Annotated in this window: 21 protein-coding genes; 19 read left to right on the plus strand and 2 right to left on the minus strand. The window is 73.4% G+C overall.

The features are described 5' to 3' along the window. The first annotated feature begins 46 nt into the window (after positions 1 to 46). The 8 genes from IF61_RS0106785 (at position 47) to IF61_RS0106820 (ending at position 8,846) form a co-directional block, all read left to right on the plus strand. Positions 47 to 1,165 carry a quinone-dependent dihydroorotate dehydrogenase gene (locus tag IF61_RS0106785; protein WP_030365334.1) on the plus strand — a complete coding sequence of 373 codons (1,119 nt, stop codon included), beginning with the start codon at positions 47 to 49 and terminating at the stop codon, positions 1,163 to 1,165. Further along, positions 1,162 to 2,028: an orotidine-5'-phosphate decarboxylase gene (gene pyrF / locus IF61_RS0106790; RefSeq protein ID WP_030365335.1), complete on the plus strand. Its 867-nt coding sequence runs from the start codon at positions 1,162 to 1,164 to the stop codon at positions 2,026 to 2,028. The genes IF61_RS0106785 and pyrF overlap by 4 nt, the downstream gene beginning before the upstream one ends. A 265-nt stretch (positions 2,029 to 2,293) precedes the next feature. Continuing rightward, complete coding sequence (locus IF61_RS0106795; RefSeq protein ID WP_030365336.1) at positions 2,294 to 2,617, plus strand: integration host factor; 324 nt, start codon at positions 2,294 to 2,296, stop codon at positions 2,615 to 2,617. A gap of 38 nt (positions 2,618 to 2,655) precedes the next feature. After that, the gene (gene gmk / locus IF61_RS0106800; RefSeq protein WP_078660007.1) at positions 2,656 to 3,246 is read left to right on the plus strand and encodes a guanylate kinase; all 591 of its coding nucleotides are present in this window, start codon (positions 2,656 to 2,658) and stop codon (positions 3,244 to 3,246) included. A gap of 34 nt (positions 3,247 to 3,280) precedes the next feature. After that, complete coding sequence (gene rpoZ, locus IF61_RS0106805) at positions 3,281 to 3,553, plus strand: DNA-directed RNA polymerase subunit omega (protein ID WP_004948662.1); 273 nt, start codon at positions 3,281 to 3,283, stop codon at positions 3,551 to 3,553. 122 nt (positions 3,554 to 3,675) lie between these two features. Next, positions 3,676 to 4,884 (plus strand): bifunctional phosphopantothenoylcysteine decarboxylase/phosphopantothenate--cysteine ligase CoaBC, encoded by a 1,209-nt coding sequence (gene coaBC, locus IF61_RS0106810; RefSeq protein WP_030365338.1) that lies wholly within the window; start codon positions 3,676 to 3,678, stop codon positions 4,882 to 4,884. A 175-nt stretch (positions 4,885 to 5,059) separates the two neighbouring features. Further along, a complete protein-coding gene (metK, locus tag IF61_RS0106815; RefSeq protein WP_030365339.1) occupies positions 5,060 to 6,268 on the plus strand; it encodes a methionine adenosyltransferase in 1,209 nt (402 codons plus the stop codon). A 421-nt stretch (positions 6,269 to 6,689) separates the two neighbouring features. Beyond that, a complete protein-coding gene (locus IF61_RS0106820; protein WP_030365340.1) occupies positions 6,690 to 8,846 on the plus strand; it encodes a primosomal protein N' in 2,157 nt (718 codons plus the stop codon). 390 nt (positions 8,847 to 9,236) lie between these two features. On the opposite strand, the gene IF61_RS0106825 is transcribed toward IF61_RS0106820, so the two are convergent. Continuing rightward, entirely contained in the window at positions 9,237 to 9,743 is a 507-nt protein-coding gene (locus IF61_RS0106825; RefSeq protein WP_030365341.1) for a hypothetical protein, read from the minus strand. 269 nt (positions 9,744 to 10,012) lie between these two features. Between IF61_RS0106825 and fmt the strand changes: the two genes are divergently transcribed. The 4 genes from fmt (at position 10,013) to IF61_RS0106845 (ending at position 14,557) form a co-directional block, all read left to right on the plus strand. Continuing rightward, positions 10,013 to 10,948 (plus strand): methionyl-tRNA formyltransferase, encoded by a 936-nt coding sequence (gene fmt / locus IF61_RS0106830; protein ID WP_030365342.1) that lies wholly within the window; start codon positions 10,013 to 10,015, stop codon positions 10,946 to 10,948. 79 nt (positions 10,949 to 11,027) lie between these two features. Further along, positions 11,028 to 12,452 carry an RsmB/NOP family class I SAM-dependent RNA methyltransferase gene (locus IF61_RS0106835; protein ID WP_030365343.1) on the plus strand — a complete coding sequence of 475 codons (1,425 nt, stop codon included), beginning with the start codon at positions 11,028 to 11,030 and terminating at the stop codon, positions 12,450 to 12,452. A 276-nt stretch (positions 12,453 to 12,728) separates the two neighbouring features. Further along, the gene (gene rpe / locus IF61_RS0106840; RefSeq protein ID WP_030365344.1) at positions 12,729 to 13,415 is read left to right on the plus strand and encodes a ribulose-phosphate 3-epimerase; all 687 of its coding nucleotides are present in this window, start codon (positions 12,729 to 12,731) and stop codon (positions 13,413 to 13,415) included. Between the two features lie 152 nt (positions 13,416 to 13,567). Then, positions 13,568 to 14,557, plus strand: a complete 990-nt coding sequence (locus tag IF61_RS0106845) for a sugar-binding transcriptional regulator (protein WP_030365345.1) — start codon at positions 13,568 to 13,570, stop codon at positions 14,555 to 14,557. Between the two features lie 119 nt (positions 14,558 to 14,676). On the opposite strand, the gene IF61_RS0106850 is transcribed toward IF61_RS0106845, so the two are convergent. After that, a complete protein-coding gene (locus IF61_RS0106850) occupies positions 14,677 to 15,288 on the minus strand; it encodes a CGNR zinc finger domain-containing protein (RefSeq protein WP_078660008.1) in 612 nt (203 codons plus the stop codon). 69 nt (positions 15,289 to 15,357) lie between these two features. Between IF61_RS0106850 and IF61_RS0106855 the strand changes: the two genes are divergently transcribed. The 7 genes from IF61_RS0106855 to IF61_RS0106885 all read left to right on the plus strand — a co-directional run bounded on the left by IF61_RS0106855 (position 15,358) and on the right by IF61_RS0106885 (position 24,942). Then, positions 15,358 to 16,734 (plus strand): MFS transporter, encoded by a 1,377-nt coding sequence (locus tag IF61_RS0106855; protein ID WP_052392455.1) that lies wholly within the window; start codon positions 15,358 to 15,360, stop codon positions 16,732 to 16,734. Between the two features lie 45 nt (positions 16,735 to 16,779). Next, positions 16,780 to 18,222 carry a GuaB1 family IMP dehydrogenase-related protein gene (locus IF61_RS0106860; protein WP_030365348.1) on the plus strand — a complete coding sequence of 481 codons (1,443 nt, stop codon included), beginning with the start codon at positions 16,780 to 16,782 and terminating at the stop codon, positions 18,220 to 18,222. Between the two features lie 332 nt (positions 18,223 to 18,554). Further along, on the plus strand, positions 18,555 to 20,333 hold the full coding sequence (locus tag IF61_RS0106865; RefSeq protein ID WP_245684429.1) for an amino acid permease: 1,779 nt from the start codon (positions 18,555 to 18,557) through the stop codon (positions 20,331 to 20,333). Positions 20,334 to 20,526: 193 nt separating this feature from the next. After that, positions 20,527 to 20,982 (plus strand): Lrp/AsnC family transcriptional regulator, encoded by a 456-nt coding sequence (locus IF61_RS0106870; RefSeq protein ID WP_030365350.1) that lies wholly within the window; start codon positions 20,527 to 20,529, stop codon positions 20,980 to 20,982. A gap of 8 nt (positions 20,983 to 20,990) precedes the next feature. Next, positions 20,991 to 21,941 (plus strand): LysR family transcriptional regulator, encoded by a 951-nt coding sequence (locus IF61_RS0106875; RefSeq protein ID WP_078660010.1) that lies wholly within the window; start codon positions 20,991 to 20,993, stop codon positions 21,939 to 21,941. A 428-nt stretch (positions 21,942 to 22,369) separates the two neighbouring features. Continuing rightward, positions 22,370 to 23,179, plus strand: a complete 810-nt coding sequence (locus IF61_RS0106880; protein WP_030365352.1) for a carbon-nitrogen hydrolase family protein — start codon at positions 22,370 to 22,372, stop codon at positions 23,177 to 23,179. Positions 23,180 to 23,241: 62 nt separating this feature from the next. Continuing rightward, positions 23,242 to 24,942, plus strand: coding sequence for a flavin monoamine oxidase family protein (locus tag IF61_RS0106885; protein WP_030365353.1), 1,701 nt, complete (start codon positions 23,242 to 23,244; stop codon positions 24,940 to 24,942). Positions 24,943 to 24,976 lie beyond the last annotated feature (34 nt).

Consider the following 24,976-nt stretch of genomic DNA (forward strand, 5'->3'; position numbering starts at 1 on the left):
CCTCGGCATGCGACCCGTCCGCCCCTCCCGCCCCGGAAGGCCCGCCATGTACCGCCTCTTCTTCGACCTGATCTTCAAGCGCATGGACCCCGAGAAGGCCCACCACCTCGCCTTCGCCTGGATCCGCGCCGCGGCCCGCGTGCCGGTCCTGCGGACCTTCGTCGCGGCCGTCCTCGCCCCCCGCCACAAGGCGCTGCGCACGGAAGCGCTCGGCCTGCGCATGCACGGCCCCTTCGGGCTCGCCGCCGGCTTCGACAAGAATGCCGCCGCCATCGACGGCATGAGCATGCTCGGCTTCGACCACGTCGAGGTCGGCACCGTCACCGCGCAGCCGCAGCCCGGCAACCCCAAGAAGCGCCTCTTCCGCCTCGTGGCGGACCGCGCGCTGATCAACCGCATGGGCTTCAACAACGACGGCTCGGCGGCCGTGGCGGAGCGCCTGGCGGCCCGCAAGGCGGTCTTCCGTACGGCTGTGGGCGTCAACATCGGCAAGACCAAGATCGTGCCGGAGGAGGAGGCCGTCGCCGACTACGTCACCTCCACCGAGCGCCTCGCCGCCCACGCCGACTACCTCGTCGTCAACGTCTCCTCGCCCAACACGCCCGGGCTGCGCAACCTCCAGGCCACGGAGGCGCTGCGCCCGCTGCTCGCCGCCGTCCGCGAGGCCGCCGACCGCACGGTCACCTCGCGCCGCGTGCCGCTGCTGGTGAAGATCGCCCCCGACCTGGCGGACGAGGACGTCGACGCCGTCGCCGACCTCGCCGTCGAGCTCGGCCTGGACGGCATCATCGCCACCAACACGACGATCGCCCGCGAGGGGCTCGGCCTGCGCACCCCGAAACGCACCGTCGAGGCCATCGGCGCCGGCGGTCTGTCCGGCGCCCCGCTCAAGGCCCGCTCGCTGGAGGTCCTGAGCCGCCTGTACGCCCGCGTGGGCAACCGGATCACCCTCGTCGGTGTCGGGGGCATCGAGACCGCCGACGACGCCTGGGAGCGCATCCTGGCGGGCGCCTCGCTGGTCCAGGGCTACAGCGCCTTCATCTACGAGGGCCCGTTCTGGTGCCGCAAGATCCACAAGGGCCTGGCCGAGAAGCTCGCCGCGAGCCCGTACGCCACGCTGGCCGAAGCGGTCGGCGCCGAGACCAGGAAGAAGGCAGCCGCATGACCCTCGAACCCTTCGGCGCCCGGCTCCGCCGCGCCATGGACGAGCGCGGCCCGCTCTGCGTCGGCATCGACCCGCACGCCTCCCTCCTGGCCGACTGGGGCCTCCCCGACACCATCGACGGCCTGGAGCGCTTCACCCGCACGGTCGTGGAGGCGCTCGCCGACCGCGTAGCCGTCCTCAAGCCCCAGTCCGCCTTCTTCGAGCGCTTCGGCTCGCGCGGCATCGCCGTCCTGGAGCAGGCCGTGGCCGACTCCCGGGAGGCCGGCGCGCTGGTCCTGATGGACGCCAAGCGCGGCGACATCGGCTCGACCATGGCCGCGTACGCCGCCACCTACCTCGACCCCTCCTCGCCGCTCTTCTCCGACGCCGTGACCGTGAGCCCGTACCTCGGCTACGGCTCGCTGCGCCCGGCGCTGGAGCTGGCGCGCGAGAGCGGCACCGGCGTGTTCGTGCTCGCGCTCACCTCGAACCCGGAGGGCGCCGAGGTGCAGCACGCCGTGCGCGCCGACGGGGCGACCGTCGCCGCGACCATGCTGAACCACCTGCGGGCCGAGAACGCGGACGCCGCGCCCATGGGCTCGTTCGGCGCGGTCGTCGGCGCCACCCTGGGCGGCAGCCTCGGCGCGGCGCGCGCGGATCTGGACATCAACGGCCCGCTGCTCGCGCCCGGCATTGGCGCCCAGGGCGCGACCGCCGCCGACCTGCCGAAGGTCTTCGGCGCGGCCGTGCGCGACGTGGTGCCGAACGTCAGCCGGGGCGTGCTCCGGCACGGGCCGGACGTCACGGCGCTGCGGGCGAGCGCCGAGCGGTTCGCCGCCGAGGTGCGGGAGGCCGTGAGCGCCGCGGATCCGGCGGCCGGGTAGCCGCCGGAGGCCCGCGGGGCGGCCGGCGGTGCCGGCGTCCGCCGCGGAAGCGTCAAAATTGTTGGTCTATATGTCCGGAAAAGTCCTGGTCGAGCGAGTCTGACCAGGACTTTTCGCTTGTTCTCGCTGACTGGAGCGGAATCGGCCGCTAGTCTCCGACGAGAGCGAACGTGCAAGCGCGTTGCTCGTTGCTCCCCAGGTGTGGGCCGACTAGGTTCCTCACCGGTCCGTTATCCGACAGTTCGATATCCGAGGTGACGTAGGCGTGGCTCTTCCGCCCCTTACCCCTGAACAGCGCGCTGCCGCGCTCGAAAAGGCCGCCGCGGCTCGCCGGGAGCGCGCCGAGGTCAAGAATCGGCTCAAGCACTCCGGAGCCTCGCTGCACGATGTCATCGCGCAGGGCCAGACGAACGAAGTGATCGGCAAGATGAAGGTCAGCGCTCTCCTGGAGAGTCTGCCGGGCGTGGGCAAGGTCCGCGCCAAGCAGATCATGGAGCGGCTCGGGATCTCCGAGAGCCGCCGTGTGCGCGGGCTCGGCTCGAACCAGATCGCATCCTTGGAGCGTGAGTTCGGCGGCAAGGCCGCCTGACGTTCCCAGGCACTCCCGCGAACCGGGATAATCGCTGCATGAGTACTGCAGTCTCCCGGGGGACGTCCCCCGTACCCCCGGCCAGACAACCGCGGCTGACCGTGCTCTCCGGCCCCTCCGGGGTCGGTAAGAGCACGGTCGTCGCCCATATGCGCAAGGCGCACCCCGAGGTGTGGCTCTCGGTCTCGGCCACCACCCGCAAGCCGCGCCCCGGCGAGCAGGATGGTGTCCAGTACTTCTTCGTGGACGACGAGGAGTTCGACAAGCTCATCGCCAACGGTGAGCTGCTGGAGTGGGCCGAGTTCGCCGGCAACCGCTACGGCACGCCGCGCCAGGCGGTCCTCGACCGCCTGGAGGCCGGCGAGCCGGTGCTGCTGGAGATCGACCTGCAGGGCGCCCGGCAGGTCCGTGAGACCATGCCGGAGGCTCAGCTGGTCTTCCTGGCGCCCCCGAGCTGGGACGAGCTGGTCCGTCGGCTCACCGGCCGGGGCACCGAGTCGCCCGAGGTGATCGAGCGCCGCCTCGCCGCGGCCAAGGTCGAGCTCGCCGCGGAGTCGGAGTTCGACGTCACGCTGGTCAACACCTCCGTCGAGGACGTTGCGCGTGAACTGCTAGCCTTGCTCCGTTGACCATCTTTCTTCACCCCCCTTCGGAAGGCAGAGAGTGTCCTCTTCTATCACCGCGCCCGAGGGCATCATCAACCCGCCGATTGATGAGCTGCTCGAGGCCACCGACTCGAAGTACAGCCTGGTGATCTACGCCGCCAAGCGCGCCCGTCAGATCAACGCGTACTACTCGCAGCTCGGCGAGGGCCTGCTGGAGTACGTCGGCCCGCTGGTGGACACCCACGTCCACGAGAAGCCGCTCTCCATCGCGCTCCGCGAGATCAACGCGGGTCTGCTGACCTCCGAGGCCATCGAGGCCCCGGCGCAGTAAAGCGGGGCGGCGTCCACGTCGCCTTCGTCGTTTTCGTCACCACGGGTCCGGTAGCGCCGCTGCCGGGCCCTTGGTGTGTCATGGGACCTGTACGCAACCGATGGATGGGGAGAGCCCGAGCGATGGACAAGCCCAAGGTCGTCCTGGGGGTCAGCGGCGGGATCGCCGCCTACAAGGCGTGCGAGCTGCTGCGCCGGCTCACCGAGTCCGGCCATGACGTCCGCGTGGTGCCGACCGCCTCAGCTCTGCACTTCGTCGGCGAGGCGACTTGGTCGGCGCTGTCCGGCCACCCCGCCGGCACCGAGGTCTGGGAGAGCGTCCACGAGGTGCCGCACGTGCGCATCGGCCAGGAGGCCCGGCTGGTGGTGGTCGCGCCCGCCACGGCCGACATGCTGGCCAAGGCCGCGCACGGCCTCGCCGACGACCTGCTGACGAACACATTGCTCACCGCCCGCTGCCCGGTCGTCTTCGCGCCCGCCATGCACACCGAGATGTGGGAGAACCCGGCCACCCAGGAGAACGTGGCGACGCTGCGCTGCCGCGGGGCGATCGTCATCGAGCCCGCCGTCGGCCGCCTCACCGGCGTCGACACCGGCAAGGGCCGCCTCCCCGACCCCGAGGAGATCTTCGAGGTCTGCCGCCGGGTGCTGGCCCGCGGCGCCGCGGCCCCGGTCGCCGACCTCGCCGGCCGGCACGTGGTTATCAGCGCCGGCGGCACCCGCGAGCCGCTCGACCCCGTCCGCTTCCTCGGCAACCGTTCCTCCGGCAAGCAGGGGTACGCCCTGGCCCGTACCGCCGTCGCGCGCGGCGCCCGCGTCACGCTTGTCGCCGCCAACAGCGAGCTGGCCGACCCGGCCGGCGCCGACGTCATACGGGTGGGCACGGCCGTACAGCTGCGGGAGGCCGTTCTGAAGGCCGCCGAGGACGCGGACGCCGTCGTGATGGCCGCCGCTGTGGCTGATTTTCGCCCTTCGCATTATGCCGAGGGCAAAATCAAGAAGCGCGACGGCGAGGAACCGGCGCCCGTCGAGCTCATCCGGAACCCCGACGTCCTCGCCGAGCTGTCGGCGAGCCGGCCGCGCCCCGGGCAGATCGTCGTGGGCTTCGCCGCCGAGACCGACGACGTCCTCGCCAACGGTCGCGCCAAGCTCGCCCGCAAGGGCTGTGACCTGCTGGTTGTCAATGAGGTGGGGGAGCGGAAGACCTTCGGTTCGGAGGCGAACGAAGCCGTCGTCCTGGCCCCTGACGGCTCCGAGACCCCGGTTCCCTACGGCCCCAAGGACGACCTCGCCGACACCGTCTGGGACCTCGTCGTGAGGCGTTTCGCTTGAGCTTTCCGTGCGCCGGAGCGTGCGAGTGTCGCAGGTCACCAGGCCGGTGATACGAGACAGGATGCCCCAACCACGAGAACGCCGGATAAACTGACCGAGGACCCAGCGCCGAGCGCAGCTCTCGGCCGGGTCCGTCAATGATCAGCCAGCAGCCGCTGCAACCCCAGGGAGCGATGTGTCCCGCCGCCTGTTCACCTCGGAGTCCGTGACCGAGGGTCACCCCGACAAGATCGCTGACCAGATCAGCGACACCGTCCTCGACGCCCTGCTGCGCGAGGACCCCACGTCTCGTGTCGCCGTTGAGACCCTCATCACCACGGGCCTCGTCCACGTCGCCGGCGAGGTGACGACCAAGGCCTACGCGCCGATCGCCTCGCTCGTGCGCAACAAGATCCTCGAGATCGGTTACGACTCGTCCAAGAAGGGCTTCGACGGCGCTTCGTGCGGCGTCTCGGTCTCCATCGGCGCCCAGTCGCCGGACATCGCCCAGGGTGTCGACGCCGCCTACGAGGCCCGCGTCGAGGGCGATGAGGACGAGCTCGACAAGCAGGGTGCGGGCGACCAGGGCCTGATGTTCGGCTTCGCCTGCGACGAGACGCCGAACCTGATGCCGCTGCCGATCGAGCTGGCGCACCGCCTTTCGCGCCGCCTGTCGGAGGTCCGCAAGAACGGCACCATCCCCTACCTGCGCCCCGACGGCAAGACGCAGGTCACCATTGAGTACGACGGCAACAAGGCCGTCCGCCTCGACACCGTCGTCGTCTCCTCGCAGCACGCGTCGGACATCGACCTGGACTCCCTCCTCGCGCCCGACGTTCGCGAGTTCGTCGTCGAGCACGTCCTCAAGGAGCTCGTCGAGGACGGCATCAAGCTCGACACCGACGGCTACCGCCTCCTGGTGAACCCGACCGGCCGCTTCGAGATCGGCGGCCCGATGGGCGACGCCGGCCTCACCGGCCGCAAGATCATCATCGACACGTACGGCGGCATGGCCCGCCACGGCGGCGGCGCCTTCTCCGGCAAGGACCCGTCCAAGGTCGACCGCTCCGCCGCCTACGCGATGCGCTGGGTCGCCAAGAACGTCGTCGCCGCCGGTCTGGCCTCGCGCTGCGAGGTCCAGGTCGCCTACGCGATCGGCAAGGCCGAGCCGGTGGGCCTGTTCGTCGAGACCTTCGGCACGAACACCATCGACACCGACAAGATCGAGAACGCCATCGCCGAGGTCTTCGACCTCCGCCCGGCCGCGATCATCCGCGACCTCGACCTGCTGCGCCCGATCTACGCGCAGACCGCCGCGTACGGCCACTTCGGCCGTGAGCTGCCCGACTTCACGTGGGAGCGCACGGACCGCGTGGAGGCCCTGAAGAAGGCCGCGGGTCTGTAAGCACGCCGGTCAGACATTCCACCGGTGCCCGGTGCCCCTTCGAGGGGTGCCGGGCACCGGTGCATCGGCGTAGCCGCGTCAGACAGCGGGAGGCTCCTCCGAGGGGCCGAACGGCGGCGGGGCTTCGCCGTCCGGGCCCGGGGCTTCCGGCGGGTCGAAACGCTGCCGGATCGCCTGGGCGGTCTCGGGGCGTGCTGCCTTCTTTGCGCGGCCAGGTCCGGGTCACCACCCGCGGCGGCCATGTCGCCGGCGCGCTGTGTCCACCACAGGGCGGACGCGTCGTCCCCCGTCTTCGCGGCCCCGGCGGCAGGTAACAGCAACATCGCCGGGCTGTCGACAATGCCTCGGCGCCCCTGCGCGCGGGCCGTACCCGCTCCGCACGCCGTCGGCGTTGTCAGTGGGGTCTGGTAGGACTGTGGCTGTGAGCAGCGAGAACGGGCGGTCCCAGGGCAAGCCTCCGGAGCACGGGGAGCAGCTCGCGCTCATACGGGAGAGCGTGCGCGAGGCCAAGGCGAAGGCGCCCAAGGCCAAGCCGCGCACATGGCGGGGGGCGCCGCTGGCCAAGACGCTGCCCGTCGCGCGCGTGCTCGTCGACAAGGGCCCCGTCCACCTGGACCGGCTGTGGGACTACGCCGTGCCCGAGGAGCTCGACGCCGACGCCCGGCCGGGCGTGCGGGTGCGGGTGCGGTTCGGCGCCGGGACGCGCAATGTGCGCGGGGGGCGCCGGGAAGGCGGCGGGCTGCTCGACGGGTACATCGTCGACCGGGTGGCCGAGTCCGACTATCAGGGGCCGCTCGCCGCGATCGCCCAGGTTCTCTCGCCCGAGCCGGTGCTCAGCCCTGCGCTCTACGAGCTCTGCCGGGCGGTCGCCGACCGCTATGCCGGTTCGCTCGCCGACGTGCTGCAGCTGGCCGTACCGCCCCGGCACGCCCGCATCGAGGCCGAGCCGTCGCCCGCGCCGCTGCCCCCGCCGGGGGTGCCGGAGGCCGGGAGCTGGGCGCGCTATCCCACCGGGCCCGCCTTCCTCGGCGCCGTGGCCCGGGGAGACACCCCGCGGGCCGTGTGGACGGCACTGCCCGGCCCGCACTGGCCGCAGGAGCTCGCGCGGGCCGCGGCGGCGGCGCTGTCGTCCGGGCGCGGCGCGCTCGTCGTCGTGCCGGACGGGCGGGACGCCGCGCGCGTCGACGCCGCCCTCGGGGAGCTCCTGGGGGAGGGCCGGCACGTACTGCTGACGGCCGAGCTCGGGCCCGAGGAGCGGTACCGCCGCTGGCTCGCGGTCAGCCGGGGCTCGGTGCGGGCCGTGGTCGGCACGCGGGCGGCGATGTTCGCGCCCGTGCGGGACCTCGGGCTCGTCGCCGTCTGGGACGACGGGGACGGAAGCCACAGCGCGCAGAACGCTCCGCATCCGCACTCCCGCGAGGTGCTCGTGCAGCGCGCGGTGCACGAGAATGCCGCGTTCCTGCTCGGCGGCTTCGGCTGCACGGTGGAGGCCGCCCAGCTGGTGAACACGGGATGGGCCCTGCCGCTCGCCGCCGCCCGCGAGACCGTGCGGGCCGTCGCCCCTGCCGTGCGGACCGTCGGCGACTCCGACGAGGCCCGCGACGCGGCCGCGCGCGCCGCCCGCCTGCCCAGTCACGCCTGGCAGGCCGCCCGCGAGGGCCTCAAACACGGGCCGGTGCTGGTCCAGGTGCCCCGCCGCGGCTATGTGCCCCGCCTGGGCTGCGAGCGGTGCCGCGAGCCCGCCCGGTGCGGGCACTGCGCCGGCCCCCTGGAGGCCGGCGGCGCCGACGGCGCGCTGCGGTGCGGCTGGTGCGGGCAGGAGGCGCCCCCGGGCTGGCACTGCACGGAGTGCGGCGGCTCCCGGCTGCGGGCCCGGGTCGTGGGCGCGGGACGCACCGCCGAGGAGCTCGGCCGGGCCTTCCCGTCCGTGCCCGTACGGACCTCCGGGCGGGACCACATCCTCGACACGGTGCCCGACCGGCCCGCGATTGTCGTCTCCACGCCCGGCGCGGAGCCCGTCGCCGAAGGCGGCTACGCCGCGGCCCTGCTGCTCGACGGCTGGGCGCTGCTCGGCCTCCCCGACCTGCGGGCGGGGGAGGAGGCGCTGCGGCGCTGGCTGTCCGCGGCGGCGCTCGTCCGCGGGCAGGCGGACGGCGGGGTCGTCGTCGTGGTCGCGGAGCCCACGCTGCGGCCCGTGCAGGCGCTCGTGCGCTGGGATCCCGCCGGGCACGCGATGCGGGAGCTCGCCGACCGGGCCGAGCTCGGCTTCCCGCCGGTGTCCCGGATGGCGTCGGTCTCCGGGCCGCCGGAGGACGTCGCCGACCTGCTCGCCGCGGCGGAGCTCCCGGAGGACGCGGAGACGCTCGGGCCGGTGCCCCTGCCGGTCACGGCCGCGGGTCGCCCGCGGCGCCCCGGCGACCCGCCGCCGGGGGAGCGGTGGGAGCGGGCCCTGCTCCGGGTGCGGCCCGGGCGGGGGGCGGCCCTGGCCGCGGCCCTCAAGACCGCCCAGGCGGCGCGGCTCGCTCGCCGCGACGGGGAGCCTGTACGGCTACGGATCGACCCCCCGGACATCGGCTGACGGACCGCCTCCGGCGGGGTGGCCGCGCTCCGGCACGGGGTGCGCCCGACGGGTGCCGGCCCCTTGACTCCGCCGCCACGGCGATCCGCCCCCGCGGCGGGGTCCGGCGGTGCCGACACGCCCTGAGGCGGGGACGGCACCGCCGGTGGGCTAGTGGCGAGTTGCTCGCCGTTGCGGCGGGAGCGCGGTGCCCGGCACAGGGGCTGGCGGCCTGCGGGGTCGAGCCTCTTGGATCCGCCGCGACGGCGATCCGCCCCCGCGGCGGGTTCCGGCGGTGCCGTAGCAACCCCGGGGTGGGCTCGGCAGGGAAGTGCCCGGCACAGGGCACCCGGCTGCACAGCCGCCCCCTGGGTCTGCCGCCCGGGCATGCCGGGTCCGCCGCCCGCAGGGCTAGCCGTTGCGGGGGCCCGGGAAGGCCGGGGGGCGTTCTTCGCGGTGGGACGGGGGCGGGGTCTGGCCCGGGACGGTGCGGGCGGCCGGGACGACCGGGACCGGGGCCGGCTCCGCCGTCCGGACCGCTTCCGTGGCCTCCGCGGACGCGGCCCCGTTCGTACGGCGTGCCCCGTAACGCCGGTGCACCGCCTGCTTGGTGACCCCGAGCGCCGAGCCCACCGCGTCCCACGAGAAGCCGAGCGAGCGGTCGAAGTCGACCGCGGCCGTCACCAGGGTCTCGACGCTGTCCCGCAGCTCCTGCGCCAGCCGTACGGTCGGCGCGGGAGCCCGCCCGTAGACGACGAAGCCGGCCGAGGGGCCGGTGCGCCGCGGGCGGTAGACGTTGCCCAGCTGAGCGGTGAGGGTGCGCAGGGCGTCCACCTGCCTGCGGACCCGCTCGATGTCCCGGACCAACAGATGCAGGCTGGCCCGTGCCTGGGCGTCGTGGGTTGCGTGGTCGGCCATGAAGAAGCCTCTCGGACCGGCGGGGTAAAAGGACGGAAAATGACGAGAGTTGACGCGACGGCCGACGAACTACGGAAGAGTCCCGCGTCGGCGGCCCGATTCGGTCAATCTCTCTTGACCACAACGCGCCATGGGCCACCGGGTCACGGTATGGGGGCGCACATCCGCCGGAATGAGGCGCGTGACTGTCCGTACGCCCCCCGGGCCAAAGGCCCTTTAGACTGGTGGGCCGTTCCGCTCGGCGCTCGAGGAGAGGTAGTTCGCCACCCATGAGGCTCGTCTTCGCCGGTACCCCCGAGGTCGCCGTCCCCGCCCTCGACGCCCTGCTCGCCTCGGACCGCCACGAGGTCGTCGCCGTCGTCACCCGGCCCGACGCCCCCGCGGGCCGCGGCCGCCGCCTGGTCGCGAGCCCCGTCGCCGAGCGCGCGGAGGAGGCGGGCATCGAGGTGCTCAAGCCGGCCCGCCCGCGCGACGAGGACTTCCTCGCCCGGCTGCGCGAGATCGCCCCGGACTGCTGCCCGGTCGTCGCCTACGGCGCACTGCTGCCGAAGGCCGCCCTGGACATCCCCGCGCACGGCTGGGTCAACCTGCACTTCTCCCTGCTGCCCGCGTGGCGCGGCGCGGCGCCCGTGCAGCACGCGATCCTCGCGGGCGACGAGGTCACCGGCGCGTCCACCTTCCTCATCGAGGAGGGCCTGGACTCGGGGCCCGTCTACGGCGTGGTCACCGAGGAGGTGCGGCCCACCGACACCAGCGGTGACCTGCTGACCCGGCTGGCGTTCGCCGGCTCCGGGCTGCTCGCCGCCACGATGGACGGCATCGAGGACGGTTCGCTCAAGGCCGTGCCGCAGCCCGCCGAGGGCGTCTCTCTCGCCCCGAAGATCAACGTCGAGGACGCCCGGATCGACTGGTCCGCACCGGCGCTGCGCGTCGACCGCGTGGTCCGCGGGTGCGCCCCGGCGCCGGGCGCCTGGACGCTCTTCCGCGGCGAGCGCCTGAAGGTCATGTCGGCGCCTCCCACCCCCGACCGGGCCGGCCTCGCCCCCGGCGAGATCGCCGCCGCCAAGAACTCCGTGCACGTCGGTACGGGCTCCCACGCGGTCGAGCTGCAGTGGGTCCAGCCGCAGGGCAAGAAGCCGATGAAGGCAGCCGACTGGGCCCGCGGCGTCCGCATCGCTCCCGGCGAGCGGCTCGGCGAGGCCTGAGGGCGGAGCGGCAAGGAACGGCGCGGGGCGCAGAGCGTAGGCTGGACACCTTCGCCACCACAGCCCCGGAGCACCTTTCGTGAACGACCGTCCCGCCCGCCGCCCCGCAAAGCCCTACCGCCGGCCCAAGGAGGACCCGGTGCGGATCCTCGCCTTCGAGGCGCTGCGGGCGGTCGACGAGCGGGACGCGTACGCGAACCTGGTCCTGCCGCCGCTGCTGCGCAAGGCCCGGGAGAAGGGCGACTTCGAGGCGCGTGACGCCGCGCTCGCCACGGAGCTGGTCTACGGCACGCTGCGCCGCCAGGGGACGTACGACGCGATCATCGCGGCGTGCGTCGACCGGCCGCTGCGCGAGGTGGACCCGCCGGTCCTGGACGTCCTCAGCCTCGGCGCACACCAGCTGCTCGGCACGCGCATCCCGCCGCACGCGGCGGTGTCCGCCAGCGTGGAGCTGGCGCGCGTCGTCCTCGGCGACGGCCGGGCGAAGTTCGTGAACGCCGTGCTGCGGAAGATCACCGCGCACGACCTGGACGGCTGGCTGGAGAAGGTCGCCCCGCCGTACGAGGACGACCCCGAGGAGCACCTCGCGGTGGTGCACGCGCACCCGCGCTGGGTCGTCTCCGCCCTGTGGGACGCCCTCGGCGGCGGCCGCGCCGGCATCGAGGACCTGCTGGAGGCCGACAACGAGCGGCCGGAGGTCACGCTGGTCGCCCGGCCCGGCCGCTCCACCCCGGAGGAACTGCTGGCTGCCGTCGGCGAGGACTCGGCGCTGCCGGGCCGCTGGTCGCCGTACGCCGTGCGGCTCGCCGAGGGCGGCGAGCCGGGCGCGCTGGAGGCGGTCAAGGAAGGCCGGGCCGGTGTCCAGGACGAGGGCAGCCAGCTGGTTGCGCTCGCCCTCGCGGCCGTTCCGGTGGACGGGCCGGACGCCCGCTGGCTCGACGGCTGTGCCGGCCCCGGCGGCAAGGCGGCTCTCCTCGGCGCGCTGGCCGCCGAGCGGGGGGCGGCGCTGCTGGCCTCCGAGAAGCAGCCGCACCGGGCCCGCCTGGTCGGGCGCGCGCTCGCCGGGAACCCCGGCCCGTACCAGGTCATCGCCGCGGACGGCACCCGTCCGCCGTGGCGCGAGGGCGTCTTCGACCGGGTCCTCGTCGACGTGCCCTGCACCGGTCTCGGCGCCCTGCGCCGCCGTCCCGAGGCCCGCTGGCGCCGCCGCCCGGAGGACGTGGCGGGCTTCGCCCCGCTCCAGCGCGACCTGCTGCGGGAGGCGCTGCGCGCGGTGCGTGTGGGCGGCGTCGTGGGCTACGCGACGTGCTCGCCGCACCCGGCGGAGACGAAGGCCGTCGTGGACGACGTGCTCAAGCGGGACGGCGTGAGCGCGGAGTGGATCGACGCGCGCCCGCACATGCAGGGCGTCCCGGCGCTGGGCGAGGGCCCGGACGTACAGCTGTGGCCGCACCTGCACGGCACGGACGCGATGTATCTGGCGCTCCTGCGACGTACGGCCTAGCGGCCGGGCTCCCGGAGTCGCCGGGCCCTGGAGCGCGCTACGTGCAGCGGGAGGGCATGGGCTTGGGGCGGCGCCCCCTTGCCTTCCGCCGCAACGGCCATCAGCCACCGCGGCGGTTTCCGGCGGTGCCGCACAGCCTGAGGCCGGTCCGGCACCGCCGAGCCGGCCGGTGGGGGCTGCTCCGCCGCGGCGGCGGAGTGAAGAGGCGGGGCCTCTTCACTGCTGAGGGGGAGGCCCCCGCACAAGTGAGCGCAGCGGACATGGCAGGCTTAAGGCATGGCCGCGCAGATCAACCCCAGCATCCTGTCCGCCGACTTCGCCCGGCTCGCCGACGAGGCCGAGGCGGTCAAGGGCGCCGACTGGCTCCACGTCGACGTCATGGACAACCACTTCGTCCCCAACCTCACCCTCGGCGTGCCGATCGTCGAGTCGCTGAGCCGGGCCACGGACACCCCGCTGGACTGCCACCTGATGATCGAGGACCCGGACCGCTGGGCGCCGCAGTACGTGGAGGCCGGTGCCGGGTCGGTGACCTTCCACGCGGAGGCCGCCGCCGCGCCGGTGCGGCTCGCACGGGAGATCCGGGCGAAGGGCGCCCGCGCGTCGATGGCGCTGAAGCCGGCGACGCCGATCGAGCCGTACGAGGACCTGCTGCCCGAGCTGGACATGCTGCTGATCATGACGGTCGAGCCCGGCTTCGGTGGCCAGGCGTTCCTGGACATCATGCTGCCCAAGATCCGCCGCACCCGGGAGCTGATCTCGCGGCACGGCCTGCAGATGTGGCTGCAGGTCGACGGCGGCGTCTCGGCGGAGACGATCGAGCGGTGCGCGGAGGCCGGCGCGGACGTGTTCGTGGCCGGATCCGCCGTCTACGGTACGGAGGACCCGGCGGCGACCGTACGGGCCCTGCGCGCCCAGGCGGAGCGCGTGACGGCCGGTGCGGCCTGGGCCTGCGGGCACTGAGCGGGGTGCCGCGCTCGCCCGAAATGCTGAGCGCGAAGGTCAGGGTCTGATCAAGGACCGCCGTTTCTGACAGGATGACGGTGGAGTCCAAGCTCGAACAGTGTGAGAACAGTGAGGAGACGGTGGTGTCGACGGGCCGTTCAGCCACGCCGATGGGGCCCGCCGAGCTGGTACAGGCGGCGGCCATGGCCCGCCGCTTCTACCTCGAGGGCAAATCGAAGATCCAGATCGCCGAGGAGTTCGGCGTGAGCCGCTTCAAGGTCGCCCGGGTGCTGGAGACGGCGCTCGAACGCGATCTCGTGCGGATCGAGATCCGGGTCCCCGCCGAGCTGGACGCGGAGCGCTCCGACGCGCTGCGCGCCCGCTACGGCCTGCGCCACGCGGTGGTCGTGGAGTCCCCCGCCGATGCCGCGGACGACGCGCCCGACCCCGAGAACCTCGGCGAGGTGGCTGCGGACCTGCTCGGCGAGCTGGTGCACGAGGGCGACGTGCTGGGCCTCGCCTGGGGCCGCTCGACCATCCACATGGCCGCGGCGCTGCACCGGCTGCCCCCGTGCACCGTCGTCCAGCTCACGGGCGTCTACGACGCGGGCACGGCGGAGCGCGGCTCGGTGGAGGCCGTGCGCCGCGCCGCGCAGGTCTCCGGCGGCGAGGCGCACCCGATCTACGCGCCGATGCTGCTGCCGGACCCGGCCACGGCCGCCGCGCTGCGCGGCCAGACGGGCATCGCGCGCGCCTTCGACTACTTCGACAAGGTGACGGTCGCGGCGGTCTCCATCGGCTCGTGGGCGCCGGGCATCTCGACGGTCTACGACATGCTGACCGAGGAGGAGCGGGCCCACTACGCCTCCCTGGGCGCCGCCGCGGAGATGTCCGCGCACCTCTTCGACGCCGATGGCCGGCGGATCGGCCGTGACCTGGGCGAGCGCTGCATCACGGTCGAGGCGGACCGGCTGCGCCGGATACCGGAGGTCGTCGCGATCGCGGGCGGCCGGCGCAAGGCGGCGGCGATCGGCGCGGTGCTGCGGTCCGGGCTGGTCACGAGCCTGGTCACGGACACCACGGCCGCGGACTACCTCCTCAGCGAGACGGGCCCGGGCCCCCGTCCGGCCCTCGACCGGGCGGACCCGGACGGGTCGTAGCCGCGCACCCCGCAGTGGCGGGGCGGTCTTCTCGAAGCTGATCCCCGAACGCCGGGCGGGCTGGACGCAGATCCAGCCCGCCCGGCGTTCGGCGTTCGAGGAGTGCGAGGCGCGGGACGTCAGTGCGCGGAGCGCGCCGCCGCCCGGCGGTGCTGCGCCGCCTTCGCGCGGTTGCCGCAGATCGCCATCGAGCACCAGCGGCGCCGCCTGCCCACCGACTTGTCGACGAACCGGCCGCTGCAGTCGTGGCCGTCGCAGATGCGCAGCCGCGCGCGGGTGTCCGCGGCGCCGAGCAGCGCGGCGGCGTCGGCGGCGATCCGGCACAGCGCCTGCCGGGCGTCCGGCGGCGCGGTGTCCGTACGGAAGACGGCCGCGCCGTCGTCTCCCACATCGAGGCGCGGGGGGTGCTCCGCGAGGCGCGCCAGCCACTCGTTGATCGTCCGGGCCGCGGCGCCGGGGAACGCCTCGCCCGCGACGGCCGCCCGGTACCCGGCGTCAATGGCCTCGCGCAGCTCCCTCGCCTGCACGAGGAGCGCCTCGTCCACCGCGACCTCTTCCGGGGTGACCTCCGCTGCGGCGAACCACTCGGCGAGGTCGCCGGGGTGCACGAGCAGCTCCCGGCCGCCCTTGAAGCGGTCCCTGCGGGTGTTGACGAAGTCAACGCTCAGCCGGCCGCCGTACCAGACCCAGCGGTCCGGCACCCGGCGATCTCGCACCTGTTCCACAGCCATAACCCCATGTTAGGTTACGCGGACCGAGTAACCGTACTACCGGTTAGCAGCCGGGGGAGAGGTTGTGCGATGTCCCAGCAGACAGCGGCCGGAGCGCCGGGACCGGGGCGGGCGGGCGCCGCGAAGGTCTGGCTCTTAGCCCTCGGCATGTTCGCGATCGGCACGGACCTGTTCATCGTGTCCGGGCTGCTGCCGGCGCTCGGCGGCGAACTGCACCTGTCCACGGCCGCCGCCGGCCAGACGGTCACCGTCTTCGCGATCGCGTACGCCGTCGCCGCGCCGGTCCTCGCGAGCGTCACCTCCCGGCTCGACCGGCGCACCCTGCTGCTGGCCGTGCTCATCGTCTTCGCCGCGGGCAACGCGCTCTCGGCCGTCGCCCCGGGCTACGCCGTGCTGCTCCTCAGCCGCGTCGTCGCCGGTGCGGCCGCCGCGCTCTACGCCTCCACCGCCTCCGCGGTCGCCGCCCGCGTCACCGCGCCCGAGCGCCGCGGCCGCGCCCTCGCGATCGTCTACGCGGGCATGACCAGCGCCATCGCCCTGGGCGTCCCGATCGGCAACGCGATCGGCGAACTCTCCTCGTGGCGCTGGGCGTTCGGCTTCGTCGCCCTGCTCGCCCTCGTCACCGCGCTCGGCGCGGCGGCCGGCATCCCGTCCGTGGCGGGCAATCCGGGCCTCGGCGTCCGCGAGCGCCTCGCCGCCGTGCGCATCGAGCGCGCCCCCACCGCGATGCTGACCACCACGCTCTGGGTCGTCGGCACCTTCGTCGTCTACACCTACCTCGGCACCCTGCTGGAGGAGATCAGCGGCGCCTCCGACGCGGACCGCACCTGGCTGCTCCTGCTGTTCGGCACCGGCAGCTTCGCCGGCGTCATGGCGGGCGGCCGGCTCGCCGACCGCGTCGACTCCACCCGCGGCCTCGCCGGCACGGTCGCCGTGCTCGCCGTCGTCCTCGCCGCCCTCGGCCCCGCCCTGCACTCCGTCGCCGGCGCGGCCGTGGGCCTGGCCGTCTGGGGTCTCGTCCACTGGGCGAGCTTCCCGCTCATCCAGCACCGCCTGCTCTCCATCGGCGGCAAGAACGGGGACATGCTCCTGGCGCTGAACAACAGCGCCGTCTACGTCGGGCAGACCGCCGCGGCCGTGGTCGGCGGGCTCTTCGCCGGTGCCGGCGGGCTGGGCCGGCTGCCCCTGGCCGGCGCGGGCTTCGAGGTGCTCGCGCTCCTCGCCCTCGCGACCGGCGCGCGGCGCGCCGATCGCGGACCTCGCGGAGGCGGAGATCCCCGGTATGACGTAAAAGCAGGCAAGCCGGACGCCTCGGGCGATGCCACAGGGCTCGTCCGGGACGCTTGGCCGAAGTCACAGAATGCGACGCGAGTTCGCCACAACGGCCCGGAATCGTGGATGATGGGTCCAGGAACCTCAGCCCGTTCCGGTGTCGGCCCGGTCTGACTCCCCACCCGCTCTGTACGTAAAATCGCAGGTGAGAGAGCCAGTATGCGTTTCCTTAACGACCAGAAGCCGCCGTACGACCTCACGTACGACGATGTGTTCATGGTGCCGAGCCGCTCCGCGGTCGGCTCCCGCCAGGCGGTGGACCTCTCCGCCCAGGACGGGACCGGGACCACCATCCCCCTCGTCGTCGCCAACATGACCGCGATCGCCGGCCGCCGCATGGCCGAGACCGTCGCCCGCCGCGGCGGCATCGTCGTCATCCCGCAGGACATCCCGATCGAGGTCGTCACCGACGTCATCTCCTGGGTCAAGAGCCGCCACCTCGTGCTCGACACCCCGATCGTCCTCAGCCCCTCCCAGACCGTCGCCGACGCGCTGTCCCTGCTGCCCAAGCGGGCCCACGGCGCCGGCGTCGTCGTCGACGCGGACCAGCGCCCCGTCGGCGTCGTCACCGAGCACGACCTGACCGGCGTGGACCGCTTCACCCAGCTGTCCGAGGTCATGTCCACCGAGCTGCTGCTCCTCGACGCGGACATCGACCCGCGCGAGGCCTTCAACCAGCTCGACGCCGCCCACCGCAAGCTCGCCCCCGCGGTCGACAAGGACGGCAAGCTCGCCGGCATCCTGACCCGCAAGGGCGCCCTGCGCGCGACCCTCTACACCCCCGCCACCGACGCGGACGGCAAGCTGCGCATCGCCGCCGCCGTCGGCATCAACGGCGACGTGGCGGGCAAGGCCAAGGCCCTGCTGGAGGCCGGCGCCGACACGATCGTCGTCGACACCGCGCACGGTCACCAGGAGTCGATGATCGCCGCGATCAAGGCCGTCCGCGGCCTCGACCCGCAGGTCCCGATCGTCGCGGGCAACATCGTCGCCGCCGAGGGCGTGCGCGACCTCATCGAGGCCGGCGCGGACATCATCAAGGTCGGCGTGGGCCCGGGCGCCATGTGCACCACCCGCATGATGACCGGCGTGGGCCGCCCGCAGTTCTCCGCTGTCCTGGAGTGCGCCGCCGAGGCGAAGAAGTTCGGCAAGCACGTGTGGGCCGACGGTGGCGTCCGTCACCCGCGCGACGTCGCCATGGCCCTGGCCGCCGGCGCGTCCAACGTGATGGTCGGCTCCTGGTTCGCCGGCACCTACGAGTCCCCGGGCGACCTGCAGCAGACCGCCGACGGCCGCTCCTACAAGGAGTCCTTCGGCATGGCCTCCGCCCGCGCCGTGCAGAACCGCACGTCCACGGAGTCCGCGTACGACCGCGCCCGCAAGGGCCTGTTCGAGGAGGGCATCTCCACCTCGCGCATGTTCCTCGACCCGGCCCGCCCGGGCGTCGAGGACCTGATCGATTCGATCATCGCGGGCGTCCGCTCCTCCTGCACCTACGCGGGCGCCGGCTCCCTGGCCGAGTTCGCCGAGCGTGCCGTCGTCGGCGTCCAGAGCGCCGCCGGCTACGCCGAGGGCAAGCCGCTGCACGCCAGCTGGCAGTAATCCTCAACCCCTGAGAGGGGCGTGACCCGGTTCGCCGGGTCACGCCCCTTTTTTGCTGCCCCTGTACCGATTCATAACGCGACGTGCAACGATCACCCGTTTCGGAACCCCGGACGCAATGATCAGCCGGGCATACGCAAGAATGGTGCATTACGAGCGTGGGCCCTGACCTCGTAGGGTCTGCGCAGAACGTGGAGTGGCGGGTACCGCTTGCTCGGCGGTACCCCCTCGCTACGGGTTTGCTCTGTCATGCCCGCGTGCCCCGGTGCCGCCGTGGGCCGCCGCTTCCTGACCGGCATCCCCCGACCGGCAGTCATGAACGGAGCACCCCCGTGTTGGACCAAGGCACCGCGCCCCCCGTCACCGGTGACAAGCGGCGCACCCCGCCGCAGGCCGCCGGCTTCGGCGCCCGCCTGATGCGCCGCAAGCCCGTCGAGCGACTGGTCGCCGAGGGCGGCCAGGGCGAGGGCGGCACCCTGCGCCGTTCGCTCGGCATGTGGCAGCTGACCATGATCAGCATCGGCGCCACCCTCGGCACCGGCATCTTCGTCGTGCTCGGCGAGGCCGTTCCCGACGCCGGCCCGGCCGTCGTGATCTCCTTCGTGCTCGCCGGTGTCACGGCGCTGTTCTCGGCCCTGTCCTACGCCGAGCTGGCCGGCACCATCCCGGTCTCCGGATCCTCGTACTCCTACGCCTACGCCACCCTGGGCGAGGTCATCGCCTGGGTCTGCGGCTGGTGCCTGATCCTGGAGTACGGCGTCTCCGTCGCGGCCGTGGCCGTCGGCTGGGGGCAGTACCTCAACGAGCTCCTCGACGGCACCATCGGCGTCACCATCCCGGCCGCCCTGGCCAACCCGCCCGGCACCGACGGCGGCATCTTCAACCTGCCCGCCCTGCTCGTCGTGCTGCTGTGCATGGCCTTCCTGATCGGCGGCGCCAAGGAGAGCGCCCGCGCCAACACGATCATGGTCGGCGTGAAGATCGTGGCCCTGCTGCTCTTCTGCGCCGTGGCCTTCACCGGCATCCGCGCCGGCAACTACACGCCCTTCATGCCGCTCGGCCTCGGCGGCGTCAGCGCCGCGGGCGCCACGCTCTTCTTCTCGTACATCGGCTTCGACGCCGCCTCTACCGCCGGTGAGGAGGCCAAGAACCCGAAGAAGGACCTGCCCAAGGCGATCATGCTGTCGCTGCTGATCGTCACGGTGCTGTACGTGCTGGTCGCCGCCGTCGCGGTCGGCGCCATGCCGTGGGGCGACTTCCAGGGCTCCGAGGCCGCCCTCGCCGGGATCATGAAGGACGTCACCGGCCAGAGCTTCTGGGCCGTCCTGCTCGCCGCCGGCGCCGTCATCGCCATCGCCAGCGTCGTCCTCACCGTCCTCTACGGGCAGACCCGCATCCTCTTCGCGATGTCCCGCGACGGCCTGGTCCCCAAGGCCTTCGCCAAGGTCAACCGCAAGGGCGTGCCGCTGGCCAACACCGTGATCGTCTCGCTGTTCTGCGGCGTCCTGGCCGCCGCGATCCCGCTCGGCCAGCTCGCCGACGCCACCAGCATCGGCACGCTCTTCGCCTTCGCCCTGGTGAACGTCGCCGTCATCGTGCTGCGCTTCACCCGCCCCGACATGCACCGCAGCTTCCGGGTGCCGTTCTCGGGCGTGCGCGTCCAGCTGGGCGGGACGCAGGTGCCGCTCGGCCTGATCTTCCCGGTCCTGGGCTTCGCGATGTGCGTCTACATGATGCTCAGCCTCGACGTCATCACCTGGGAGGTCTTCGGCGGCTGGATGCTCGTCGGCCTGGTGATCTACTTCGCCTACGGCATGCGCCGCTCGCGCCTGGCCACCGACGGGCCCGCCGGGGTCGCCCTGGTGAAGGAGCCGGTGACCGAGAAGGCAGGCGCCAAGACGGGCGCCAAGGGAGGCGTGAAGGCGGGCGTCAAGGCCGGAGCGAAGACCGGCGCCAAGGCCGGGGCTCAGACGGCCAAGAAGGCCGCCGCCCCGGCGGCGAAGGCGGCGAAGGCCGGGAACGCGGCCGGGTCCGGGGCCGCACCCCGCACGAAGGCCACCGGCAAGGGCCGGCCGCAGCCGCGGAAGAAGTCGCGCGGCAAGAAGAAGTGACCTCCCGCCCGTCACTCCCGTGATCCTGCCCGCCGGGTACGCCGTCCGCGGACCCGGCGGGCAGGACGGGATCAGCGCACCGCCTCCGGCTACCGGGGGCGGTGCGCTGCGTTCGGGTCGGGAACACGGCCGGGGACGTGATCTACTGCTCATAGAAGCAGCTGGTTACCCGTAGAAAAGTGATCCACCCGCCGTGCGATTGAATGAGCTCGACGAACGCATCGTGCATGCCCTGGCCGAGGACGCCAGGCGCTCCTACGCCGACATCGGCGCGGAGGTCGGCCTGTCCGCGCCGGCAGTGAAGCGGCGCGTGGACAGGCTGCGCGCCGAGGGCGCCATCACCGGTTTCACCGTCCGCGTGGACCCCGCTGCCCTCGGCTGGGAGACGGAAGGCTTCATCGAGATCTACTGCCGCCGCAACACCTCGCCCGAGGCGATCCACCGCGGCCTGTCGCGCTACCCCGAAGTGGCCTCGGCGTCCACCGTCACCGGCGAGGCGGACGCCCTCGTGCAGGTCTTCGCCTCCGACATGCGCCACTTCGAGCGCGTGCTGGAGCGCATCGCCGGAGAGCCGTTCGTCGAGCGCACCAAGTCGGTGCTCGTCCTCTCCCCGCTGCTGCGCCGCTTCAGCTCCGGCGCGCCCTCCTGAGCCCCGCCGTGCCCGAAGAAGCGCCCCGGAGACCCGGACCGGGATCGCCGGCCGGGCAGCTGGCCAAGGCCGACCTGAACCTGCTCGTGGCCCTCGACGCCCTCCTCGACGAGGAGAGCGTCACGGCCGCCGCCGACCGCCTCGGCCTGTCCGGCCCCGCCATGAGCCGCACCCTCGGCCGCATCCGCCGGGCCCTGGGCGACCCCGTGCTCGTCCGGGCCGGCCGCCACATGGTGCCCACGCCGCGCGCCCTCGCCATGCGGGCCGAGGTGCGGCGCGTCCTCGCCGACGCCCGCGCCCTCTTCACCACCCCGGCCCCCTGCGACCCGGCCGCCCTGGAGCGCGCCTTCACCCTCAGCGCCCACGACAGCCAGGTGCTGGCCTTCGGCGCCCCGCTCCTCGGCCGCGCCGCCCGCGAGGCCCCCGGCGTCACCCTCCGCTTCCTCACCGAGGGCGCCACCGGCGTCCCCTCCCTGCGCGACGGCACCCTCGACCTGGAGATCGGCGTCATCGACCGCAGCGAACCCGAGATACGCGTCGAACCCCTCCTGACGGACCGCATGGTCGGCGTCGCCCGGCCCGGCCACCCGCTCCTCGACGGGCCCGTCACCGCGCGCCGGTACGCCGCCGCCGGCCATCTCCTCGACTCCCGGCGCGGCCGCCTCTCCGGGCCCGTCGACGAGGCCCTAGCCGCGCACGGGCTGCGCCGCCGGGTCGTCGGCACGGCCCCCACCTTCGCCTCGGCCCTGTTCGTCATCGCGGGCAGCGACGCCGTCGGGCTCGTCCCGGAGCGGGCCGCCCGGCCGGCCGCGACCGCCCTCGGGCTCGTGACCTTCGAGGTCCCCCTCGACCTCCCGCCCCTGCACTTCTCCATGGCCTGGCACCCCCGCCAGGAGGAGGACAGCGGGCATCGCTGGCTGCGGGACGTCGTGCGCGACGTCGCCTGCGGCACGGCTTGAGCCCCCACGGCTCACGGTAGGGCTGCGCCGCGGGGGCTGATCGCCGTGGCGGCGGATGGTGAAGGGCGGAGCCCACGGTCCGGGCGCCGGCGCACGTGCGCCGGGCCGCGCACCCTCTTCCGCCGCAGCGGTCCGCCACCCCCGCGGCGCAGCCCGGCGGTGCCGGACCCGCCTCGGCGCTCCGTCCCCCGGAAGCGGCCCCGACGGCCCCCGCCGTACCCCCCAGTAAGGACCACGCAACGAATCGCGCCGAAACGACAGAAAGGCGCAACGAATCGCTCACCCTCGCGCAACGGACGCGCCTTGTCCGGTCAGGACGGCGACCCGTACCGTCAAGGCGTCTTAACGCACGTCCCCGCAAGGGCAACCCGCACGCCCCCCGCAGGGGCACCCGCACCGCCCCCTCCGACCAGGTGAAGTGAGGCCGCATGACGCCGTCGCGTATCGCGCTGTACCAGGGCCCCGCCGGCGTTCCCTCCTCCACCTCGGACAGCCTCGCCGCCCTCGACGGCGCCGCCCGCCGGGCCGCCGCCGCAGGCGCCCGGCTGCTGCTCACCAACGAGCTGTTCCTCACCGGCTACGCCCTCGGCGCCTCGGTCGCCGACCGCGCCGAGACGGCCGACGGCCCCGGCGCCCGCGCCGTCGCGCGGATCGCCGCCGAGCACGGCCTGGCCGTCGCCTACGGCTACCCCGAGCGCGACGCGGACGACCCGGCCACGGTCTACAACGCGCTGCAGCTCGTCGCCCCCGACGGCGCCCGGCTCGCGAACTACCGCAAGACCCACCTCTTCGGCGCGTACGAGACCGCGCAGTTCCGGCCCGGCAGCGACGCCGTCGTGCAGGCGGATTTCGACGGCCTCCGCCTCGGCCTGCTGATCTGCTACGACGTCGAGTTCCCCGAGCCCGTGCGGGCCCACGCCCTGGCCGGCACCGAGCTGCTGCTCGCGCCGACCGCGCTGATGCGCCCGTACGAGATCGTGCCGCAGAGCGTGATCCCGGTGCGCGCCTGGGAGAGCCAGCTGTACATCGCCTACGCCAACCGCTGCGGCGACGAGGGGGACTTCTCCTTCGCCGGCCTCAGCTGCCTCGCCGCCCCCGACGGGACCGTACGGGCGCGGGCCGGCCACGGCGAGGACCTGATCACCGCCGACGTGGACCCGGCGCTGCTGAAGGCCTCGCGCGCCGAGAACACCTACCTGAGCGACCGGCGGCCGGAGCTGTACACCTCGCTCGTCTGACCCCCCACCCCGCCCCGCGTCACAGAGCCGCAAACCCCCACTTCCGCAGGAGAGTTCAGCCGATGACGTCCATGGTGCCCACCGCCGCCCACGACGAGCCGTCGGAGCCGGTCCTGCCGCCGATCACGATGGTCGGCCCGGACTTCCCGTTCCCCTACGACGACTTCCTCGCCCACCCCGCGGGACTGGGCCAGATACCGGCGACCGAGCACGGCACCGAGGTCGCCGTCATCGGCGGCGGCCTGTCGGGCATCATCGCCGCGTACGAGCTGATGAAGATGGGCCTCAAGCCCGTCGTCTACGAGGCCGACAAGATCGGCGGCCGGCTGCGCACCGTCGGCTTCGAGGGCTGCGACCCCTCGCTGACCGCCGAGATGGGCGCGATGCGCTTCCCCCCGAGCTCCACGGCGCTCCAGTACTACATCGACCTGGTCGGCCTGGAGACGAAGCCGTTCCCCAACCCGCTGGCCCCCGACACCCCGTCGACCGTCGTCGACCTCAAGGGCGAGTCGCACTACGCGAAGACCATCGACGACCTGCCGCCGGTCTACCGCGAGGTCGCCGAAGCCTGGAGCGCCTGCCTGGAGGAGGGCGCGGACTTCTCCGACATGAACCGCGCCCTGCGCGAGCGCGACGTGCCGCGCATCCGGGAGATCTGGGCGAAGCTGGTCGAGAAGCTCGACAACCAGACCTTCTACGGTTTCCTGTGCGAGTCGGAGGCGTTCAAGTCCTTCCGGCACCGTGAGATCTTCGGCCAGGTCGGCTTCGGCACGGGCGGCTGGGACACCGACTTCCCCAACTCCATCCTGGAGATCCTGCGCGTCGTCTACACCGAGGCGGACGACCACCACCGCGGCATCGTCGGCGGCAGCCAGCAGCTCCCGGTGCGGCTGTGGGAGCGCGAGCCGCAGAAGATCATCCACTGGGCGCCGGGCACCTCGCTGTCCTCGCTGCACGGCGGCGACCCGCGCCCGGCCGTGACCCGCCTGCACCGCACGGCCGGCAACGGCATCACGGTCACCGACGAGACCGGCGACATCCGCACGTACAAGGCGGCGGTCTTCACCGCCCAGTCGTGGATGCTGCTGTCGAAGATCGCCTGCGACGACTCGCTGTTCCCCATCGACCACTGGACGGCGATGGAGCGCACCCACTACATGGAGTCTTCCAAGCTGTTCGTGCCGGTGGATCGGCCGTTCTGGCTGGACAAGGACGAGGAGACGGGCCGGGACGTCATGTCGATGACGCTGACCGACCGGATGACGCGCGGCACCTACCTCCTGGACGACGGGCCGGACAAGCCGGCCGTCATCTGCCTCTCGTACACCTGGTGCGACGACAGCCTCAAGTGGCTGCCGCTGTCGGCGAACGAGCGCCTGGAGGTCATGCTGAAGTCGCTCGGCGAGATCTACCCCAAGGTCGACATCCGGAAGCACATCATCGGCAACCCGGTCACCGTCTCCTGGGAGAACGAGCCCTACTTCATGGGCGCGTTCAAGGCGAACCTGCCGGGCCACTACCGCTACCAGCGGCGCCTGTTCACCCACTTCATGCAGGACCGCCTGCCGGAGGACAAGCGCGGGCTCTTCCTCGCCGGCGACGACATCTCCTGGACGGCGGGCTGGGCCGAGGGCGCCGTGCAGACCGCGCTCAACGCCGTGTGGGGCGTGATGCACCAGTTCGGCGGCGCGACCGACGCGACGAACCCGGGCCCCGGCGACCGCTACGACGAGCTCGCGCCGGTCGAGCTCCCGGAGGACTGAGGTCCTCCACCCCCGACCGAGGCCCCCGGCCCCC

It is taken from the genome of Streptomyces roseoverticillatus, from assembly GCF_000719265.1.
Classification (GTDB): domain Bacteria; phylum Actinomycetota; class Actinomycetes; order Streptomycetales; family Streptomycetaceae; genus Streptomyces; species Streptomyces roseoverticillatus.

Bases quoted from the DNA above. Each gene is read 5' to 3' on its own strand.
- IF61_RS0106785 (WP_030365334.1), top strand. From the start codon at position 47: ATGTACCGCCTCTTCTTCGACCTGATCTTCAAGCGCATGGACCCCGAG.
- IF61_RS0106860 (WP_030365348.1), top strand. From the start codon at position 16,780: ATGCGTTTCCTTAACGACCAGAAGCCGCCGTACGACCTCACGTACGAC.
- gmk (WP_078660007.1), top strand. From the start codon at position 2,656: ATGAGTACTGCAGTCTCCCGGGGGACGTCCCCCGTACCCCCGGCCAGA.
- IF61_RS0106885 (WP_030365353.1), top strand. From the start codon at position 23,242: ATGACGTCCATGGTGCCCACCGCCGCCCACGACGAGCCGTCGGAGCCG.
- IF61_RS0106880 (WP_030365352.1), top strand. From the start codon at position 22,370: ATGACGCCGTCGCGTATCGCGCTGTACCAGGGCCCCGCCGGCGTTCCC.
- coaBC (WP_030365338.1), top strand. From the start codon at position 3,676: ATGGACAAGCCCAAGGTCGTCCTGGGGGTCAGCGGCGGGATCGCCGCC.
- rpe (WP_030365344.1), top strand. From the start codon at position 12,729: ATGGCCGCGCAGATCAACCCCAGCATCCTGTCCGCCGACTTCGCCCGG.
- IF61_RS0106850 (WP_078660008.1), bottom strand. From the start codon at position 15,288: ATGGCTGTGGAACAGGTGCGAGATCGCCGGGTGCCGGACCGCTGGGTC.
- IF61_RS0106855 (WP_052392455.1), top strand. From the start codon at position 15,358: ATGTCCCAGCAGACAGCGGCCGGAGCGCCGGGACCGGGGCGGGCGGGC.
- pyrF (WP_030365335.1), top strand. From the start codon at position 1,162: ATGACCCTCGAACCCTTCGGCGCCCGGCTCCGCCGCGCCATGGACGAG.
- IF61_RS0106845 (WP_030365345.1), top strand. From the start codon at position 13,568: ATGGGGCCCGCCGAGCTGGTACAGGCGGCGGCCATGGCCCGCCGCTTC.
- fmt (WP_030365342.1), top strand. From the start codon at position 10,013: ATGAGGCTCGTCTTCGCCGGTACCCCCGAGGTCGCCGTCCCCGCCCTC.
- IF61_RS0106825 (WP_030365341.1), bottom strand. From the start codon at position 9,743: ATGGCCGACCACGCAACCCACGACGCCCAGGCACGGGCCAGCCTGCAT.